The organism is Kluyvera intermedia, assembly GCF_034424175.1.
Classification (GTDB): Bacteria; Pseudomonadota; Gammaproteobacteria; order Enterobacterales; family Enterobacteriaceae; genus Kluyvera; species Kluyvera intermedia.
Map to the genome: position 1 here is coordinate 3,426,919 of NZ_CP139986.1, position 15,539 is coordinate 3,442,457.

The following is a 15,539-nucleotide window of genomic DNA, read 5'->3' on the forward strand; positions in this document are numbered from 1 at the left end:
CCACCTTCGCGCTCTGGCGTTTTCCCTTACGGTTTTGGCTCTACCGCGACATACATTTCAATATCCCAGTAGCCGTCTTGCGCCCCGTTGTTATGATAAATTTCAAAACACGGTTTAGCCGCAATCGGGTGCTTTTCATCCTTCAGAACGCTATCAAAGAACTGATACCAGGGTGTCGCAAAGTCATGATTTTCGACACGAGTCCGCGCTACAGCGTACAAGCCACCGGCTACTGACGCCGTCATCACTCCTTCGCTATTTTCCGGCACGACAAAATCATCAGCAACGGAAACGACCGTGTCACAGCGTAGTTTTTCCGCTGGGACTTCATCAGGGTTATCGTAATAGACGGCGATCCACTCCTGCGCGGGGATCTGCTTGCCATCTACCCACATCATCAGTTGTTCGAAACCTTGCTTTACTGTTTGCTCCCACGGGCCAACCATATGAAAACCGGCGATTTTACGCGGTTCAACTTGTTTAAGTTCGTAGTCCATACTGCCTCCGCATCAACACTGTATTTTCATACAGTGTAATCTGTAACTTGAGGTTTAAACAAACGGATAGTGAGCATTATGTGAGCGAATTCGCAATGTGGTTTGGGAGCGTATAGATATCGTTGAGGGGGGAGTAAAACAGAGAAAATGGTGCGCCCTGCAGGATTCGAACCTGCGGCCCACGACTTAGAAGTTCATAGAACTACCAACTATAACAGCTACTTACCGCATCATTGCTGCGCTCACACGTCCCATGATGCTAAAACTTAGAAAGCCATCACAACCCATCAAAACGCATGAGTGTCCCGAATGCGTCCCACCAACCGCATGGCATTAGTGCAATATGAATAAGTTCCTAAGTCTGTTTTGAGTTGTTTTAGCCAAATTTATTCCCATGTATACTCCTGGCTTGAAATCAGGGCTATCTATGCCATCGAGAAGCAACTGGCGCACGCAAACAGCGGTTCAATACGAGGGATATACAATCACGCTCAGTACATGGATAAGCGCCGGGAGATGATGCAATGGTGGGCGGACTGGGTTGATGAGAAGGTATGAATCATTAGCACAAGACGACTAACCACCTACCCCGGTGTTGAGTTGTTTTGCGCTAATTTTTTGTCCCATCCATGCCCCAAACGAAAAACCCGCCTAAGCGGGTTGTGATTTTATGACAGTTAGAACAGTTTACGAAGGTCCACCCCGTACACCGCCAGCCACGCCGCGCGAGGCCAGGACTTCACGCTGCCAAAGCGCGGGTCTTGTACATCATGTGGAGTTTCGTCGTTATCGCGACACCATTTACGCAGAGGCTGCCAGGGGAACTTCTTTCCGAGCTTCTTCTCTACCGGGATAATAGCTGCATAGTTTTTCCCTTCGCCAAGGCGCTCTGCCAACTTATTTTTCTCGCGCACAGCAATAGAAGCCGTTGTCATAGCAGTTACTTCTCGCTTCTCGGAAATCCAGCGTTTCTCTTTAACTGCACGATCACGCTGTTCAGCAATGATGCGATTCTCTTTCACCTTCAAGAGCAGATCTTCGAGTGCGGCTTCATAGCTAAGCGGAATACCGATAACCGGAGCTGGACGGAAGTACGAATCCTCTAGGCACTCGAAGAAAGACCATGCGTCGTCCGTATCAACAATCTTGGACATACGCGCAGCCCCTTTTTCGGTCCACAATGTAAGCGATCTTGCATTTTTACCAACAGAGTGACTATCAGATACCCTGTTCTTAAACTCACGCAATTCTGGCCCGCTTAAAAGAAAGTAGTGCTTACCGTCTTCAAACCGTTCAAGATTTCGCGAAAGGTTTTTACGAATATTGGCCTCGTCCGTGCCATAACCTTCAGCCAGCGTTTCAGTCGTTACAACGCGCAATCCCTTCCATTCAATAACCGGCAATGGCTGGGGATCGACATTTGGTTCACGAACTGCTAAATTTAATGAAGTCATTGGTTGGTCCCTTATGACAAGTTTCAATGGAAGCCGGTAGCTCTAACTGCCGGCTTTTCTATGTGCGCCATCCCATGCGCCTATCAGTGAATCCATCCTTCCTCACCGCGAAGCCTCGCAAGCATTGGCTGTGCCCGCTTCACGACAAAGTTGTTGTTATCAAGGTTCTCAGCCTCGCGAAGTAACATCTTTTTTGTTTCATCCGTCATGTACTTTGTCTCACAGGCAATATCGCGAATCTTCCCTGAAAGCTCAGAGCCTAACTGTTTCATTCCTGGGTATAGGTGTTTACACATCTGCTGGCTTTTCTCCATCCACAGTTGCAGATAGCAGAGGCTTACCAGTTCATCGTCGGAGAACTGCTTGGCGATCGGTGAGTGTTCAACCTCACGATCAAGAATGTCGAGCACCCAGCGGCGGAACTCTTTAGCCTTGGGCGTGGAAGCAAACATCGCAACCAAGTGAGCACCTCGCAGCGAGTAAACTCTGACCGATTTGTTACGTAAGCTATTGTTTATCCCGTTGACCTTCATATTGAGGGTCAATGACATGGAGTCAGAAAACTCATCAGCATTACGGGCATAGATCTGGCTGATGGCATCAGTTTTTTTGTAGCCGAGAGCCTTAGCCAGTTCGGTGGAGGTAAACCAGATAGAGCCGCTTTCAGTGATGGGATTGAAAGCGAATCCTTGGAAGTTATAATCTGATTTTGCTACACTATTCATGTCGATATTTCCTATGCGGTTATTTTCGATAGAGGCCCGGTTAGTGTTAGCGCACTTCTGGGCTTCGCTGTTTTTAGCGACCATTCGCCACCTCTTCCCTCACGCCCTTCGCCAGCAGACGAACAATTGCAGAGTTCAGAGAAATGCAATCCATCTCAGCCAAGCGCCTGATATCTTTATCCAAACGAGCTGGTAGGCGAAGGTTTAGCTTGATGTTCTTTCGTTCTGTAAAAAGTGATTCTTGCATATCAATCTCCATCTTTGGGGCCAAGTTAACACCTGATATTAAATTAACACCATTGCAGCATATGTCAAGTTGGCCCCATAATAAAATCAAGAAATAATTTTGAGGGTTACCATGAGCAAGTATCCAAGTCAGATGCAGGACAAGTTCAACCTTCGCTTCCCGGACGGGATGCGGGATGTCATAGCAGAACGAGCTAAACGGAATGGTCGCTCTATGAACTCTGAAATCGTGGATATCATCTCAAATGCTTTGTCACAGCCAGCACTAGCACAGGAAGGAATTGAGTTTTTGCTAGGCTTGGCTGATCCAGGTGAGGTTGAAAAGCTGTCAGAAAATGAAAGGAAGCAAGCCAGGAGTCTTCTTATAGATGCATCAGCTATTATGGCGCAGAGACTGGAATCAGAAACCAAAGATTTAAGAGTGCTTTTGTACTTAGCTTCAAAAGAGAGCCCCCTTAATGAGACCAAAAAGACCACCTAACTGTTAAAGAGCGCCTACCCCGTGATTAGGATGGTATGGTCGCTAGATGAGGATGGTGTACTTCTATAGGTTCGGCGAGAAACCACGTGGACTAGTTAAAGAAATCTAATCGATTTTTCTTGCATGTGAAGATAATAACTACTATCAGGGAGTAGTGTGCTGATGCTTGCTTGGTGCTATACTCCTGCAAATTTTTATTAATAATATAAACATTTAGAGCTATTTATGGTCGATGATAAAATAGATTCAAGAGCGGTAAATGAGCCATGCTTGACCGTTGCAAATGCACTAAGTAGGGGACAAAATAACCTAGATTTAATTAGGATAATAGCGGCCTTAATGGTTATATTTGGACACTCATTCGCCCTGACTCTTAATCCAAATGCGCAGGAGCCATTTAGTTATTTCTTCAACTTCACTTACTCAGGGTCCATAGCTGTAAAGATATTTTTCTTCATAAGTGGATTGCTTGTAACTAACAGCATGATGAGAAGCAATGATATTTTGACATTTGTTTCTGCCCGGTTTTTCAGAATATACCCGGCATTCGCCGCCACCATAATAATCACAGGACTTGTAATCGGACCGGTGGTGTATAGCGGGACTTTAGAACAGTACTATGACAGTGGATCATATGTTAATTATATAGTCAACTCATTGCACTTTAACACTCAGTACTTTATTGATGGTGTATTTACTGGCAATAAAGATGGCGGTTCTATCAATGGTTCACTCTGGACCATAGCAATAGAGGTTTCGGCCTATTTACTGGTGTTGTCTGCTTATATATTTACTGGATTTAAAAACAAAATAATCCTGAATACTTTATGTATACTTACAATAGTAATCCCACTTACAAGCATTGATGGATTAAACTTTATAGCAGAGCGTACATCAGAGGCGTTTCTTTTGCCTTCGTGTTTTGCACTGGGGTCTCTTTACGCTATTAACAAAAACAATATACATGCAGATTTAAAGATACCTATAGCGTTCTTCATTATATATAAAGTTTCATACTCCCCTTTGATGAGTTATTTTGCATTTTATGCCGGAGTTTGCACTCTTGCTCTGTGGTTGTCCACAACGAGAATTGCAAAGATGATTACCATAAGAAAAGACATTTCTTACGGTATTTATTTGTGGGGATTCCCTATACAGCAATCACTTAGTTATTTTTACGGGCTAAGTACAATTCAATTAATCATCTTCTCATCCATCCTCTCAATAATCGCAGGTTATGTATCATTTGTTTTCATTGAGAGTCCAGCTATAGCTCTTTCTAAAAAGATAATTAGTCGCCAGAATGAGGGGAAGGCTCATCCGTGAGCCTAAACTTAAGGTTGAACTGTATCAATCCAGTATTCACCGTCAAGGTGGATCATGTCGTTTGCAGACAGGGGGAATGGCGAGACGTCTGTCACTAACCCCCCAGAATGCGTTAATGTGATCCCTGTTTCACCAGCCTTTATATACCCCTGTATTGGGTAGGATTTGTTGTCCGATGTATCAAACAGACACCCATTAACAAATGAGGTTTTCGTTGCCGCAACTGGTGTTGTTACGGCTATAGCGCCTGAAACCGAACTCCCGCCGCCAAACTCAACATGAACATAAAGCTTAAGTTTGTTCCCAAGTTTGTTATAGGCCCCGAAAACCGAACCGGCTCCAACGTTAACATTGTTAATCGTTGGTGTGTATGGGTGAGATGCTGCCTGTATAGGTGCGGCAACAAAAAATGGTGCTTCGTTTTTAACTGGCAGACTAGAGTCAACGCTCAGCATCCTGGTAATTGACGGCCTGGCAAGAACAGCGTAGACATCACTCCCTGCCGGTGAATCGTATGCTAGATTAATACCAGAAACGTTACATCCGCCTGCGGAAACATCAACTGCATACTTTATATTCCACGCCCTTCCGCCTTGCACATTGATATCAGAGCAAGATACGGCAATAGAAATTCCTATATTTTCTATAGAGGCATCAAATGTCTGTCCGTCGACATATGTATCATGAAATGTAAACCCTCTGGCTATACCCTTTAAATCAACACCAAGCGTACCTTCTGACGGCTTGAGCCTTTCAAACTTAAAGGCGTCGCCACCATCTATTTCAATTTGGGTATAACCGCCATTGCACCCTATGGCATGAACATCGTTTATTTCTAAAAAACTATTTTCCTGAAAACCGTCTGGGTCAGAAGGCTTGCTCTCATAAATTTTAACACCAAGGCCACCTGTCCCTCTAACCTCTATACTTTTAAGTGAGTGGTCAAAAACTGACTGAGCATACAGTCCAATACCACCAACATAATGAATCTTTAAATCACTGAATAATGACCATAACCCCACCCTTCGAATATCGAGGCCATTACCAGTAAAGTTTGCCGTATTATTACTGGTAATCGTGAAGCCGCAGAACTCAACCCCGAACGCTGCTCCACCTCCTGATGAACCCCAACCAAGCCCCCATGCTTTTACAGCAGCAGAGAAATCACCAAGCGGGGTGATAAATGATGAGTTTCTTCCAGCGCCATGAATCCTGGCTACTGCTCCTGTATCCTGATCTACTAACTGTAATTCCCCTGATATCTTATACGTCCTTCCGCTAGATCCATACACAACCTGCCCGCTTACCTGAGAGTGTTTTATTGCCCTTCTAAACGCCTCAGTGTCATCAACATCACTCTGAAAGAGAAAATCATCAATGGTATAACGCTCAGCCATCTTGTCATGAACCGTTCTGGCTACAGTCCCAGATCCAGGCTGTTTTACCGATATAAGAGCATCACCACTTCCATCTTGTGCGTTAATTAAATCTGCCCGAAGAGAGGCGTCACCCACACTCAACCACTTGCCAATCCCCACCCCCCCTGTAGTTCCAGGCGTAGAACCAGAAGGAACGACTTTAGGGAATGCCCCGTCCCAGCGATAGTACTCACCATCAGTTTCATCCTGAAGCACCTGATTCGGGAGTTTCAATTCGTTATCTGGTAAAGGCGCTCCAAGTTGAAAGCTTTTCAGTGTGATGTAACCAAACTCTGATATAGCCTGCTGAGCAATCCAGCGAAGCCCTTCTATCGTGTAATGCTTCGAACCAAAGCGGTCTGTGTAAGTCCAGCCCATTGAGGTGACAAACTCGTCAATCTTCCCTGCGTTAAATTTCAGGTCACGAGGTGATTCACTTGGAACGGGCAGGTTAGTTGGTTGCGTGCTCATATTTTTCCCATTAAAAAACCCGGCGCGGTGGCCGGGTTATGCTGTGAAACTGGAGTGATTAGGAGTAGATGCTGTCGCTATATTCCGCGACCGTCAGAGATACCGTATTGTCGGTGTTCGGTTTAATGCTGTTGACCGTCCACAACTGACTATCCAGCTCTTGCACTGTCGCTATGAGATAGCGCGATGGTAACTGCACTGTGTCTCCGTTCCAGATGTTGAGTTGAATATCGGGAATAGCTGCGGTAAAGCCGTATTTAGTGTCTATTCTGGCAGTCGCTGGATAACGTAATGTCGGATTTCCTAAGCTGTCGGTAACAATCACATACATCGAGTCGGTAAACTCGATCGGCTCACTGGTTTCGAAATCATTCCCTTTGCGGCCGGTGATGTAACCCTGTTGCTGGTTGCTATCGTAAATGTCTGCAATCTGTACGACACTGCCAACCTGCATAATACCGTCTTCAAACACCTTGGCATTCATCTTCGTTCGAGAGTAGATAAGTCGCTTCGTCTCGCGTAGCGCACGCTCCCTGGCCTGATACTCATTACGGAAACCGGCTATCTCAAGCTTGTTTGGGTTCTCTGCTTCCTGCTCGACAATAGTGCCATTCAGCACACGGTAGTTGATGTAAGTTTTGTTGTTCGTTGTCGGATGGACATAGGAGACCTGCACGCCGTCGTAACCGCCTGGAAGTGTTGCTTCGTACGTAATTTTGTACTCATCCGTCTTCATGTTGGCCCGGTTGAATACGGCTGCTGGGTTATCGACTTTCTGATCACGTGTAAATGTCAGTACGCCGTCATCCCAGTACGCCATCACAGACGCAGCATTGCAGATGGCCTGAACACGGTCACCTAGTGAATCTTTCTCATCGTCGAAGGTGTAGTCGAAGTATCCCAGCCTCTCATCAGGAAGGCTTTCAGCAAGCGAGTAAAGCCCATAAAGGTCAATGCTGCTTTCCTCCTGTGCCCCCATCACAAGCCATGTGTGCGCCACAGCATCTGCGAAACTCCTGGATGCTCGAAGGTTGTAATCTACCGCCTGTGTGTCAAGGTCGTAACTTATCGTGTGTCGCGTAACCAGTGCATTATATTTTCGATCACGACTACCAAGAGCGTTCTCAGTTGCTCTGACCTTCACTCTCACCAGTGTGTCGGTTTGGTGAACGACATTACTCCGGATATTAACGGCATGTATTTCCTCAAGTTTCAGAATAGAGTGGTCGTTGGAGTTGTTGGTACGCTGTAGGTTAATGGCGTACTTCCCAAATCCGGCCGCCGGTTTTAGCTTATCGGTACGGTAAAAAATCTCGCTGTCAGATTTGTGCGGAGTACCTTGATGGAAGGTGAATGTTTGCTGAGTACCCGGAACCTGATTGTAATCGTCGTCGATTTGCCAGATTGTCACCTTCCAGTCGGTGTAGTCCCTACCGCCGAGCGATGATTGCGTGTGCAGCCACAAATCTGTCGATTCAACCGGTGAGAAGAATGGCCCAACGACCAGCGCTTCATTATCATTGAGGACAAATTTAGTCGTGTTAATTGTTGCGTTCGCCGGAATATCAGATGGACCAGTCAGTTCCCCCATGGTGAATGTATACCAGTGAACCGGATCGATAACTGAGCCGTCATCGGTTTCTGCTGCTGATACGAGGACGCCAGAGAATGAAGCGTCGGTAGTCACGGTGCCTGATGGTGTGTTGTAAGTAACGTTAACAACAAACGTCACAGCGTGCGGAAGCACTAGCCACATGAAGTAGTCAAACTCAGCTTGCTTCACGATTTTCATCGCTATCTGCCCGCCAGCGTAAGTACCACTTACAACAGAATTAGCCGTCGCCGACTCAACAGGGAAGTTATCGCTCTCGTTGGGCCCCGGCATTTCCTGTCCATCAACATCATCAAAAGAGTACCCTTCATTGATCGTTGGTATCACTTCGCCCGGCTGGTAAAACTGGAATTCTGCTCCCGCCATAGACCCGAGGCTCGATTCAGAGTAGCGGACAGAGCTATAGTCATATTTTCCTATACCGATGCACATCCACTCGGTAACGTATTTCAGCCCGCCATCATTTTCATCTCGTCGGACATATTCAAAAATAGACTCCTGAATCAAGTCAGGGAATGAACGAACCTGACCGTAAATATCCGGCTTTGCCTTATAAACACGGGCTGTGTTCGTCTGCCCAGTCAGGCTGTTATTCGGTGAGTCAACAGTGTTTCCACCAGTGTTAGAGATAGCTGGTTTCGGAGCAAGAAACGAGAATACCGAGCCAACAACTTTAAATATTGGACTCAGGATGTCGCCGATAACGCCCTTTGGCTGGTCGAATATCTGGATGTGGTCCAGCTCGCTCAGCTCAAACGTCAGTTCGTCATCGTCGCCCAGCTTCACACCATTGCGGACGATCAGCAGGTCGCTGTGAAGGGTGGAATCATTGGCTGCAATCCAGTCATAAAAAATGGTGCCGTTTGGCACCCTGTAGCGTTCTTTTGGCGTTCCGGGAAATCGGCTTAACTCAATGAGAGCCATACTTGAAAAACTCCACCTTAGTGAATGCCCGCTGAATAACGAGTAAAGAATCTTCTCTCACGCTTCCGTTCTCTCCACGCGAGTGCAGCGCCTTGCGGTTCAGTACCAGCCCAACATGCGCAGGTTGCGCACCGCGGTACCCGACAAATATCCCACCCTCTACAGGCTTATCGACCTGGTTCCAGAAAACTACGTCACCCAGATAGCAGGTAAAGAAGTCCTCACCGGCTTCGTAGTCCGGAGTCTGGTGCAGTTCAATGCCGAGAACATGCCGGTAATACATCACCACCAACCCCCAGCAATCCACCTTATCGAATGAACAAGCACGATTAGCCCACGGCACGCCAATCACCCTCCTAATAAAATCAGAGGTGCTGCAGGCCTGAGTATTCCTGCGGATCATAAAGTCGACCTATATTGTTATTTAGCGGGTTGGTAACAGACAGCGTGACAGAGGCCGAATCTGCATCGATATCAACCGTTTTGACGTACAGCGTCCACGATTTAATCGGTACAGACACATCCGAGCTATCGAATATTTGCCGCGTTGCAGTTATAGCTGTCAGCCGGGCCGTTCCCTTCCATTTCGTCATCAACATTTTGATATCCGACGACAGCCGCCCAAGCTTCACCGTCGCGTCGATCACCGGCGTGCCGCTCTGCTGGCTCTCTTCGATTTCAAAGCGTGCTGGCGTGTAAGTCTGGCTTCCAAGTGTCTTCGGGAAGAACTGCTTATCGACCAGGCGCACGTAGCCAAATGATGGGTGGTAAAAGGTGATAGTGTCGTAGAGTCCGCGCGTCGGGCGCTGCTGTTTATATTCTCTGTACGTCGGCATTATGGAACCCTCGGAAGTGATTCCGGATCGCGTCCGTCCGGATAGCCAGTGACAACGATATCCAGCCAGGAATCCCACGGAGCCGGCAGTTCAACAATGATGTCGTCGAATTCGTCGTCGGCGTTGTAGAGGTGGTTCGCAATAACGGTCCCCGTCCAGGTCACCACCCCGCCAGAGATATTTGTCTGCACCGGCATCTGCGTGAAGTGAAGCTCCTGCAGTTGCATGCCACTGCCGCCCAGGTTGATATTCATCCGGAACCAGTTCAGGCCCTTATTGAGATAATTTGGGCTGCGCAACCACTGCTGAAAAGCGCGCTCCTGATCCAGTGTGAAGATCCAACTTAGCGACCAGGTAACCTTCAGGTCATCGGTGAGGTTCTGGAAGATAGCCGGGCCGACCGCTGGCTGGTCAGTCTGGAACCCGGTATCGAGCGTCATATTTTTGCTGGATTTTTGCGCCAACGGCAGCCAGTCGGGATAGTCGATAATTGGCATCAGCTTTGCCCTCTTGGCGTGCGTTTAACATTCATGTTGCTGGTAATGGCACTACTTGCAGGACCACCGTTATTCATGTCAGCTATGAACGCCTCAAGCGTCCAAGAACCATCACCATTCTGCGTAGCCTGAGCATCCACAGAAGCGGGTGAGTAGTTGTATATGTTGAGTATTGGAGCCCCTCCACCACCTCCGGCTGTCATATCCTTATTGCTGATAACCTTGCCATTGTCTCCCGGTATCATGTACTGCTTACCGGTGCTGGCCTGGTAAATCTCCGGTTTCCCCTTTTCGCCTACCTGATACAAGCCGCCAGCATTCACCGGGCCGCCGTTGTAACGCATGCCTGTTAGAGCAAGGCCTGATGCCAGGCCTACCGTTGACGTAATACCTGTCATGGCAGGAACTGAGTTCCCACCAAAAGAGGCAAGACTGGCAAAGGCTGCTGCCGGAGCCCATGCAGCCGCCGTCGTGGTCGCCATACCGACAGAAGCAGCGGTAGAAGCTGCGCCCAATGTCTGCCCGATAATAAAGTTTTTGAGGGCCTCAACTCCAACCTGGACTAGCGAATTGACCACGCTGTTCAGCATCGTATTCCCGAGTGAACGCATAGCATCCTGCGCTGACATCGTTCCGGTGATCAGCCCGGTTAACGCATTGGATGCATTGCCTGAAAACGCATCCACCGCGCTTGTCAGCATTTCATAACCAAGGCCTTGTTGGCTGAGCAATTGCCACTGAGCGGCTGTCATCTGCTCATTGAACTGGTTTTCCTGCGCAGTCTTTAAGGCAAGGTACTGGGCATCGGTAGCTGCCTTTGCGGCAACGAATTGATCGTAATTTATTTTCCCTTTTTGGTAACTTTGCTGGAGTATCGCCTGTTCCTGCTGCTGATATTGCTGCATCAGGGCTAACTTCTGGTTATTTTCATTCACCAGTTGCTGTACCGGGTCAACTTCTGCTCGGGCAGAAGCTACCGGATTGACTGTGGCCTGGGCGTTAATCTTGGCGAGGTTATTCTGGTGCTCCTGCTCGATGCGCTCAGATTCACGGCTGTACTGCTCTTGAGAGAGAAGTAATTGCCCGTTAGCGTCGGTCTGCCCTTTCAGGCTTTCGAGTGCCGCTTTCTGCGTGTTATAGCTGGCGTTTTCTTTCAGCTCAGGAACGGCGTTTTGAGCCTTAAGAGCTGCGGTGGTTTGCCAAGTCTTCTCCGCGTACTTACCGGCCAGGTCAATATCCTTCTGTGTCGCCGCTGCCCCCAAGGACTGCTGGGCGCGAAGAATGGCCTGTTCCTTGCTTAGGTCTTGCGTTGATCCGGCTGCTAACTCAGATTGCTGTTTCAGATTGGCAAGTTTTTGCGCTACAGACTCTGTTTGAGATTCGGCATTTGCGTTTGTTTTGTTATTTTCTTTCTGGGCCGCAGTGTTTTTGTAAGTTGCTGCGTACTGGTCTTCTAGCGCCTTAACTCTTTTCTCATCAGTAAGACCTGCGTCAGCAGCATCATACTGAGCCTGAAGCCTGGCCCTTGCCTCACCTTCCAGTTTCGATAATGCAAGGCGGCGCTCACCGTTCTGGACGAGCTTTGCTGTCTCTTTGCTGTCAGACTTGGAGTCTGGCCCTTTGAAGCCAGTATCATTCTTTGCATCGTTTGCGGCTTTCGCTCTAATGTGAGCAATTTCACCCTCAACCTGCTTAAGCTGGAATGCAGCTTGTGTGCGACGAATTACCCAATCGTCTTCGCTAAAGTCATACCATTTTCGCCCTTCCTTTAACTCATCGTTATATTTCTTCTGTAGCTCAAGGAGCTTTGGCATCCTGCCAGCATCACCTGCGTTGTTATTGTAGTAATTAAGGTTGTCAGCAACGTTTTGCATCAACCCTGCCAGTGTTGATGTAAGGCCAATGGCCTGGTTCAAGTCGCTTATTGCATTCTTAAATGCAACATCAAGACTGTTTTTAGCCCTGTCGATGCTGACCGGCATTTTGTCGAATTCATCATTTACAGCCTGAGAGCGGTTCTGTATGGCGTTAAGCGCATCTGTTGCCGTCAGCTTCCCTTCCAGCATTCTCTTGCGCAACTCACCTATAGAGATACCCATTCCGGTAGCAATCTGGCGGGCAAGCTCTGGCATTTGCTCAAGGATTGAGTTGAATTCCTCCGCGCGCACCGTACCGCCCGCGATAGACTGCCCAAACTGACGTAATGCGTTAGACATCTCTTCGGTTGATGAGCCGCCGATTGTGCCTATTTTTTGCAGAGTTGAAGTAAGGGCAAGAATCTGTGAGTTTGTAGCTCCAGTCTCTTTAAGCGATGATGTTAATGACTCCCAAAGGCGCTCAGTATCTGCAAGGCTATTGCCGGTTTGTGAGGCGATTGCAGATAGTGCTTTCATCGACTCTTTGGCAGCATCAATACTAGGACTAAGTCGAGTTACGCGGGCCTGAAGGGTATTCATCTCATCGCCAATTGCGATCAGTCGCTTAGCTGTCTCGATGGTAAAAGCAGCGGCAATTGCTACCCCAACCTTGCTCATTGCCCCTTCAAATTTACTGGCAGATCGCGACGTTTTGTTAAAGCCACCTTCCATCTGATCAAGGCGTTGATTAACTTTCTGTTGCGCCTCAATTAGATTGGCAACGTTCATTTCTACTTCATAAACAATATTGCCAAGTTGCTTTTCGCCTGCCATTAGTTATCTCCGGGCATAAAAAAACCCGCATGCGCGGGAGTTACAATAAAATTATCAATCAGACTAACTTAGCCAGCCGGCGCTTGCGTCGCGCAAAGAAATCATCCGCCGATGCCTCATATTCTTCTCTTGTATAGCCTTTCTGATCTGGATATTTTGCTGCCAGCATTAATTGGAATTCCGTCATAGTTAGCTGCTCTGCTTCATTTCTAGGCATGCTGAAGTGATGACGGGCGGCGCTTACGTAATCGAATGCTCTAAATTCTGTGGTTGCCTCGCCAGTTTCATGCTTTTGAAGCCGCCTAACTTTTGCCTTCCCGATTACGCCATGCACGATTAGCGACTGGGCTATCACAATCATTTCAAATGCAGACATGACACCTTTTCGGTAAACGAATGCCCACTTACCCGATTTGCCAGGGATTATTTCTCCCGTTAGCAATGAAGTATCTTCATCACAACAAGCCTGAATAACACTGATTGCGGCAAGCATGCTTCTCTTTATTACCTGAGGCTGGTGAGCGAACTTAAGTAACCAATCAGGGACGAAGCCATAAGCATTAACGCCGCGTTGTAACAGCGAAGATACCTCGTTGTTGTGCAGGTCGTAGAAAGCCTGAACTATCTCATCTGGCTCTCCGATTCGTGTCATTGCCGTTAATGATGGGCGGAAGAAATAATCCCGGTCACCAACGGTTATGCTGCATTCGCCTATTTCTTTTACTGGCGTCATTTTTCCTCCATAAGCAAAATCAAGGGCAGCCTCGCCACCCTTTGGTTTGATTACGGGACAGTCACGGTCACTGTGTGCGTAGCCGTAAAGTCACCATCATCGGTTTTCACCGTGATGACCGCTGTGCCAGCCGTTGCATTTGATGGAGATGAAATCGTGACGGTGTTACCAACAGCGGCAACAGTCGCTCGGGCTGGTACTGATGAGCTAACGGTGAATAGCTTGTTATCTGCGTCAGCAGGTGCAATAGCTACCGTGAAAGTGTTGCTAGCCCCTGCAGCCAAAGAGCTGGTTGTTGGTGTCAATGTCACACCAGTAACAGGAATGTCTGTGTCCGCTTGGGTTAACTGGAAGGTGGTGCCAACGTTCAGCTTAAATTCAAAGCTGTACGTAACGATTTCCTTCACGCCGCCACCATCACTCGCGCCTGACGGAACCATATAACCAATGTGGTAATAATCACCCCAATGCAGGCGCATCCACACCGCTGGCTGGCGTAATGCCTTAACTTCATCAACGATGTATTTAACAAATGCCTGAATACCAAACTCATCAGTGCGATCTTTTGTTCTGACTTCACCCTCAATTGAATACGTTGGGTCTAAAGCAGAGATCATCGTAGCGGTAATGCCGCCTTCATCAGCATCAGAGTTCAATGATTCTGGGCTCAAATCCCATGACGTAGTAGTCGGAAGGCCCATCAGTTTCCAGTCACCCTCCGCTGGAAGAGTATCTGGGCAGCCGTAGGCCAGTTCGAGCGTCTTAGCTCGCCCAATCATGCGGTCAAAGCTGGTTGGACAACCTTGCATAATTTCTTACCTCAATTTTGATAATAAAAAAGCCGCCGCAGCGACCTTGTTTGAGCTTTTGGTGTTACTCACCGTAGAGGCAAGCAAATTGCAGACGCCATACCATGCGTCCTTCTGTTGTTTGAACTGGTGCCGGGATGCCGCCCATGTTGGTTATTTGCCCGACGCATGGGTTGCTGATAGGGTTTGCCTGAATGTAGTCAATTATCGCCTGAGCATCAGCCGCTGACTTTTCGTAATCTCCAATGCTTTTCCCGCTAATTAAATCCACTAGAACGTAATATTCAGAAGACAAATCACGATCTATTGCTGGCCCACCGTTGGGGCGAAAAACAACAAATCGCTCAGCGAGCTTTCCGGTATCCCTCCAGCTTAGGTATTGAGTGCTGTAGTCATCAGTAAGGTGGGCATCAAACAACATGTTGCGAACACGGCGATACATTGGAGGATTCACAGGCTCATTTCCTTGTAAACAACCCGGTCTATCTGCTCTTTGGAATCCTCAAACCCTTTGGTTAAAAATTCCTTCTGCGCAGTAGCTCGCCTGAAGGTTTGCGGCACATTCGGATCGTGAACGTATATCGCATAGTTTGCAGAGTAACCAACACGACCGGTTAACCTATCGCCTCGAACGGAAATGTCTCGAAACTGACTATTGATAAGCGTGGACGTGTCGATAGGGGTATAAATGGCAGCCTGAGTTGAGCCAATAATTAAAGCACTTTGTATGGCCCTAACCGCCTTCCGACCCTGAATGTTACCAATCAGGGCATCAAGGTTTTTCTTCGCCTTACTGATGCCAGTTACTTTCGCGCCCATA

General features: G+C 47.7%; 16 protein-coding genes and 1 pseudogene. 3 read left to right on the plus strand and 14 right to left on the minus strand.

What is annotated here, in order from left to right; genetic code table 11:
- Positions 1-26: 26 nt before the first annotated feature.
- The gene (gene sbmC / locus U0026_RS16545; protein ID WP_062777086.1) at positions 27-497 is read right to left on the minus strand and encodes a DNA gyrase inhibitor SbmC; all 471 of its coding nucleotides are present in this window, start codon (positions 495-497) and stop codon (positions 27-29) included.
- A 429-nt stretch (positions 498-926) separates the two neighbouring features.
- On the opposite strand from sbmC, the pseudogene U0026_RS16550 reads away from it, so the two are divergent.
- Positions 927-1,055: pseudogene (locus U0026_RS16550) on the plus strand (integrase); the annotation flags it as partial.
- Positions 1,056-1,174: 119 nt separating this feature from the next.
- Here U0026_RS16550 and U0026_RS16555 read toward each other — a convergent pair.
- The 3 genes from U0026_RS16555 to U0026_RS16565 all read right to left on the minus strand — a co-directional run bounded on the left by U0026_RS16555 (position 1,175) and on the right by U0026_RS16565 (position 2,923).
- Entirely contained in the window at positions 1,175-1,951 is a 777-nt protein-coding gene (locus tag U0026_RS16555; RefSeq protein WP_062777083.1) for an ORF6N domain-containing protein, read from the minus strand.
- Positions 1,952-2,034: 83 nt separating this feature from the next.
- Complete coding sequence (locus U0026_RS16560) at positions 2,035-2,760, minus strand: BRO family protein (RefSeq protein ID WP_062777080.1); 726 nt, start codon at positions 2,758-2,760, stop codon at positions 2,035-2,037.
- Positions 2,750-2,923: a hypothetical protein gene (locus U0026_RS16565; protein ID WP_062777077.1), complete on the minus strand. Its 174-nt coding sequence runs from the start codon at positions 2,921-2,923 to the stop codon at positions 2,750-2,752. The genes U0026_RS16560 and U0026_RS16565 overlap by 11 nt, the downstream gene beginning before the upstream one ends.
- Before the next feature lie 111 nt (positions 2,924-3,034).
- On the opposite strand from U0026_RS16565, the gene U0026_RS16570 reads away from it, so the two are divergent.
- Together U0026_RS16570 and U0026_RS16575 are read left to right on the plus strand one after the other, a co-directional pair.
- A complete protein-coding gene (locus U0026_RS16570; RefSeq protein WP_082806324.1) occupies positions 3,035-3,403 on the plus strand; it encodes an Arc family DNA-binding protein in 369 nt (122 codons plus the stop codon).
- 225 nt (positions 3,404-3,628) lie between these two features.
- Entirely contained in the window at positions 3,629-4,729 is a 1,101-nt protein-coding gene (locus U0026_RS16575) for an acyltransferase family protein (RefSeq protein WP_082806323.1), read from the plus strand.
- Positions 4,730-4,737: 8 nt separating this feature from the next.
- Here the strand turns inward: U0026_RS16575 and U0026_RS16580 are convergent, their stop codons facing one another.
- From U0026_RS16580 to U0026_RS16625, 10 genes are all read right to left on the minus strand, one after another.
- Positions 4,738-6,618 carry a tail fiber/spike domain-containing protein gene (locus U0026_RS16580; protein ID WP_062777073.1) on the minus strand — a complete coding sequence of 627 codons (1,881 nt, stop codon included), beginning with the start codon at positions 6,616-6,618 and terminating at the stop codon, positions 4,738-4,740.
- Positions 6,619-6,676: 58 nt separating this feature from the next.
- Positions 6,677-9,154, minus strand: a complete 2,478-nt coding sequence (locus tag U0026_RS16585; protein ID WP_062777072.1) for a host specificity factor TipJ family phage tail protein — start codon at positions 9,152-9,154, stop codon at positions 6,677-6,679.
- Complete coding sequence (locus U0026_RS16590) at positions 9,141-9,557, minus strand: NlpC/P60 family protein (RefSeq protein WP_062777070.1); 417 nt, start codon at positions 9,555-9,557, stop codon at positions 9,141-9,143. The genes U0026_RS16585 and U0026_RS16590 overlap by 14 nt, the downstream gene beginning before the upstream one ends.
- Positions 9,520-9,990 (minus strand): hypothetical protein, encoded by a 471-nt coding sequence (locus tag U0026_RS16595; protein WP_062777069.1) that lies wholly within the window; start codon positions 9,988-9,990, stop codon positions 9,520-9,522. The genes U0026_RS16590 and U0026_RS16595 overlap by 38 nt, the downstream gene beginning before the upstream one ends.
- Positions 9,990-10,487, minus strand: coding sequence for a hypothetical protein (locus U0026_RS16600; RefSeq protein ID WP_062777067.1), 498 nt, complete (start codon positions 10,485-10,487; stop codon positions 9,990-9,992). Before U0026_RS16600 ends, U0026_RS16595 begins: the two co-directional genes overlap by 1 nt.
- Complete coding sequence (locus U0026_RS16605; protein WP_062777065.1) at positions 10,487-13,177, minus strand: tape measure protein; 2,691 nt, start codon at positions 13,175-13,177, stop codon at positions 10,487-10,489. Before U0026_RS16605 ends, U0026_RS16600 begins: the two co-directional genes overlap by 1 nt.
- Positions 13,178-13,235: 58 nt before the next feature.
- The gene (locus U0026_RS16610; protein ID WP_062777064.1) at positions 13,236-13,910 is read right to left on the minus strand and encodes a DUF6246 family protein; all 675 of its coding nucleotides are present in this window, start codon (positions 13,908-13,910) and stop codon (positions 13,236-13,238) included.
- A 50-nt stretch (positions 13,911-13,960) separates the two neighbouring features.
- Positions 13,961-14,719, minus strand: coding sequence for an Ig-like domain-containing protein (locus U0026_RS16615; protein ID WP_062777062.1), 759 nt, complete (start codon positions 14,717-14,719; stop codon positions 13,961-13,963).
- Positions 14,720-14,783: 64 nt separating this feature from the next.
- Positions 14,784-15,173, minus strand: coding sequence for a phage tail termination protein (locus U0026_RS16620; protein WP_062777061.1), 390 nt, complete (start codon positions 15,171-15,173; stop codon positions 14,784-14,786).
- On the minus strand, positions 15,170-15,538 hold the full coding sequence (locus tag U0026_RS16625) for a hypothetical protein (RefSeq protein ID WP_062777057.1): 369 nt from the start codon (positions 15,536-15,538) through the stop codon (positions 15,170-15,172). The genes U0026_RS16620 and U0026_RS16625 overlap by 4 nt, the downstream gene beginning before the upstream one ends.
- Between the last annotated feature and the right edge of the window lies 1 nt (position 15,539).

Excerpts from the sequence above, each read along its gene's own strand:
- sbmC (WP_062777086.1), bottom strand. The coding sequence starts at position 497 with ATGGACTACGAACTTAAACAAGTTGAACCGCGTAAAATCGCCGGTTTT.
- U0026_RS16555 (WP_062777083.1), bottom strand. The coding sequence starts at position 1,951 with ATGACTTCATTAAATTTAGCAGTTCGTGAACCAAATGTCGATCCCCAG.
- U0026_RS16560 (WP_062777080.1), bottom strand. The coding sequence starts at position 2,760 with ATGGTCGCTAAAAACAGCGAAGCCCAGAAGTGCGCTAACACTAACCGG.
- U0026_RS16565 (WP_062777077.1), bottom strand. The coding sequence starts at position 2,923 with ATGCAAGAATCACTTTTTACAGAACGAAAGAACATCAAGCTAAACCTT.
- U0026_RS16570 (WP_082806324.1), top strand. The coding sequence starts at position 3,035 with ATGAGCAAGTATCCAAGTCAGATGCAGGACAAGTTCAACCTTCGCTTC.
- U0026_RS16575 (WP_082806323.1), top strand. The coding sequence starts at position 3,629 with ATGGTCGATGATAAAATAGATTCAAGAGCGGTAAATGAGCCATGCTTG.
- U0026_RS16580 (WP_062777073.1), bottom strand. The coding sequence starts at position 6,618 with ATGAGCACGCAACCAACTAACCTGCCCGTTCCAAGTGAATCACCTCGT.
- U0026_RS16585 (WP_062777072.1), bottom strand. The coding sequence starts at position 9,154 with ATGGCTCTCATTGAGTTAAGCCGATTTCCCGGAACGCCAAAAGAACGC.
- U0026_RS16590 (WP_062777070.1), bottom strand. The coding sequence starts at position 9,557 with ATGATCCGCAGGAATACTCAGGCCTGCAGCACCTCTGATTTTATTAGG.
- U0026_RS16595 (WP_062777069.1), bottom strand. The coding sequence starts at position 9,990 with ATGCCGACGTACAGAGAATATAAACAGCAGCGCCCGACGCGCGGACTC.
- U0026_RS16600 (WP_062777067.1), bottom strand. The coding sequence starts at position 10,487 with ATGCCAATTATCGACTATCCCGACTGGCTGCCGTTGGCGCAAAAATCC.
- U0026_RS16605 (WP_062777065.1), bottom strand. The coding sequence starts at position 13,177 with ATGGCAGGCGAAAAGCAACTTGGCAATATTGTTTATGAAGTAGAAATG.
- U0026_RS16610 (WP_062777064.1), bottom strand. The coding sequence starts at position 13,910 with ATGACGCCAGTAAAAGAAATAGGCGAATGCAGCATAACCGTTGGTGAC.
- U0026_RS16615 (WP_062777062.1), bottom strand. The coding sequence starts at position 14,719 with ATGCAAGGTTGTCCAACCAGCTTTGACCGCATGATTGGGCGAGCTAAG.
- U0026_RS16625 (WP_062777057.1), bottom strand. The coding sequence starts at position 15,538 with ATGGGCGCGAAAGTAACTGGCATCAGTAAGGCGAAGAAAAACCTTGAT.